We start from the raw sequence: 3,027 nt of genomic DNA, 5'->3' as shown, positions 1-3,027 counted from the left end.
TTCCAGCATGTATTACCGAACACTGGTTGTAACCTACTGATTTTATGTTATGGACGATCGCTATTTTTATGAGGTTGCAGCATAATCTCTATTTATTCAACAAAGCCCCGTTTATTTTACGCACTTGGCACACTGGGTGTCGTTGATCTTCTGGAAGAAATCGTTGCCCTTATCATCGACCAGAATAAAGGCCGGGAAGTTTTCAACTTCGATTTTCCAGATCGCTTCCATGCCCAGTTCCGGGTACTCTACGCACTCTAGGCTCTTGATGCTCTGCTGCGCCAGTACGGCAGCCGGGCCGCCAATACTGCCGAGGTAGAAGCCGCCGTGTTTATGGCAGGCATCGGTCACCTGCTGGCTGCGGTTGCCTTTCGCCAGCATGATCATGCTGCCGCCGTTGGCTTGCAGCTGATCGACGTAGGAGTCCATGCGACCCGCCGTGGTCGGGCCGAGGGAGCCTGACGCGTAGCCTTCCGGCGTTTTGGCCGGTCCTGCGTAGTAGATCGGGTGATCTTTCACGTACTGCGGCAGGCCTTCACCGCTGGCAATACGCTCCTGCAGCTTGGCGTGGGCAATATCACGCGCCACGATGATGGTACCGCTCAGCGACAGACGGGTCGAAACCGGGTACTGCGACAGCTGGGCGAGGATCGCTTTCATCGGGCGGTTGAGGTCAACGTGGACCACTTCGCCTTCACCCTGCTGACGCAGCTCAGCCGGAAGATACTGGCCTGGATTGTGTTCCAGTTTCTCAATCCAGATACCGTCGCGGTTAATCTTCGCCTTCACGTTACGGTCAGCAGAGCAGGAAACCCCCATGCCCACCGCGCAGGATGCGCCGTGGCGCGGCAGACGGATTACGCGGATATCGTGGGCAAAGTATTTACCGCCAAACTGCGCGCCCAAGCTAAGATCCTGCGCGGCACGCAGCAGCTCCTGCTCCATCGCCACGTCGCGGAACGCCTGACCGTGCTCGTTGCCTTCGGTTGGCAGGCCGTCGTAGTAGTGGGTCGAAGCCAGCTTAACGGTTTTCAGCGTGCTTTCTGCCGAAGTGCCGCCAATCACAAAGGCGATATGGTAAGGCGGGCAGGCCGCAGTGCCGAGGGTGCGCATCTTGTCGGTCAGGTAATCCTTCAGCTTACCCGGGGAGAGCAGTGCCTTGGTTTCTTGGTAGAGATAAGTTTTGTTCGCCGAGCCGCCGCCTTTGGCGATGCACAGGAACTTATATTCGTCACCGTCAACGCTGTATAGGTCGATCTGCGCAGGCAGGTTAGTGCCGGTATTCACCTCTTTGTACATATCCAGCGCGGCATTCTGTGAATAACGCAGGTTATCTTCGATGTAGGTGTTGTACACGCCCTGCGACAGCGCCGCTTCATCGCCGCCGTCGGTCCAGACGCGCTGGCCTTTTTTTCCGGTGATGATCGCGGTGCCGGTGTCCTGGCAAGTCGGCAGAATGCCTTTGGCCGCAATCTCTGAGTTACGCAGGAACTGCAGCGCCACGTATCTGTCATTCTCGCTTGCTTCCGGGTCGGACAGAATTGCCGCCACCTGGCGCTGGTGCGCCGGGCGTAGCATAAAGGAGGCATCGTGGAACGCCTGCTGCGCCAGTAGCGTCAACGCCTGCGGTTCCACTTTCAGGATCTGCTGACCGTCAAACTCCGCCACGGAGACGTGCTGGTCAGTCAGCAGATAGTATTCGGTATTTTCTTTGGCAAGAGGAAAGGGATTTTGGTAGTAGAAGGGTTTATTCGACATTGTTTTCTCACTTAATGACTGGTTGCCGCCGGGCTCTGGCGCACAATATCACTGGCGATAATTCGTTGTTTTTATCCTGCCGGTCTCAGCAGCAAGACCGGCAGGTAGGGGAATGGTATTACATTGTTGCAACATCTGCATGGTTCATCGTGGCTCTTTGATGAAAATCATCAGAACATCATCACCATCCACGGATAGCCAATCAGCATCAGCGCGCAGAGGAAGATGGTCCCAAAGATGGTGCCAAGGCGCCAGTAGTCTTTTGTTGGCAGATAGCCGCTACCGTAGTAAATCGGGCTTGGGCCAGTGCCGTAAGGGGTGATAATCCCCATGACACCCAGCGAAGTACACATCATCAGGCAAAACACCGACATGTTGATGCCCGGAATAGAGGCCGCGATGGTCAGCATGGCTGGAAACAGCGCGGTGGTGTGCGCGGTGGTACTGGCAAACAGGTAATGCAGCACGAAGAAGGCAATTATCAGCACCACTGCGGAGACCTGCGGGTCATAACCCTGCAGCAGCTGCCCACCCTCTTTACCCAGCCAAGCAATAAAGCCAACGCGTGCTAGGCCATCTGCCAGCGCCACCAAGGTGGCGAACCAAGCAAAGGTATTCCACGCCGGTTTACTGCTGGTGATGTCGTTCCAGTTCAGCACGCCGGTCCACAGCATCAGCACCACCACCAGCAGGGCAGCCATCGCCGGTTCAATCCAAGCGGTAGCAAAAATCCACATCAGTAGGGCTGAGACCACGAACACCAGTAGCAAGATTTCGTTACGGGTCAGCTTACCGAGTTTTTCCAGTTCGCTAATCGCCCAGCGCGGCACTTCGTCGTTGAACTTCACTTCCGGCGGGTATAACCAGTAAGCCAGCAGCGGCATCGTTAGCAACAGGATAAGACCCAGCGGCAGGAAGGCGAGGAACCACATGCCCCAAGAGATATCAAACCCGATAATGCTTTTTACCAGCGCCAGCGCCAGCAGGTTAGGTGCCAGCGCCGACAGGAACATCGAGCTGGTGATACAGGCGGCGGTGATGGCGACCCACATCAGGTAAGAACCGATTTTACGTGCGCTTGGGTCATTCGGTTTTGAACCGTACAGCGGCGGCAGGTTAGCAATGATCGGGTAGATGGTGCCGCCGCTGCGCGCGGTATTCGACGGGGTGAACGGAGCCAGCAGCAGATCTGCGAAGGTGATGGCGTAGCCGAGCGTCAGGCTGCGGCGGCCAAGATACTTCACCAGCATCAGCGCCAGACGGCGGCCA

2 protein-coding genes are annotated in these 3,027 nt (G+C 56.4%); both read right to left on the bottom strand.

What is annotated here, in order from left to right:
• Positions 1–111: 111 nt before the first annotated feature.
• Positions 112–1,758, bottom strand: a complete 1,647-nt coding sequence (gene fumA, locus BBW68_RS11725) for a class I fumarate hydratase FumA (RefSeq protein ID WP_070135502.1) — start codon at positions 1,756–1,758, stop codon at positions 112–114.
• Positions 1,759–1,928: 170 nt separating this feature from the next.
• On the bottom strand, positions 1,929–3,027 hold a 1,099-nt coding region (locus BBW68_RS11720; RefSeq protein WP_070135501.1), incomplete at its 5' end, for a DASS family sodium-coupled anion symporter.

The organism is Candidatus Erwinia dacicola, from assembly GCF_001756855.1.
Taxonomy (GTDB): Bacteria; Pseudomonadota; Gammaproteobacteria; order Enterobacterales; family Enterobacteriaceae; genus Erwinia; species Erwinia dacicola.
Note: the sequence above shows the minus strand (reverse complement) of the source record. Positions and strands in the feature narration are given on the sequence as shown.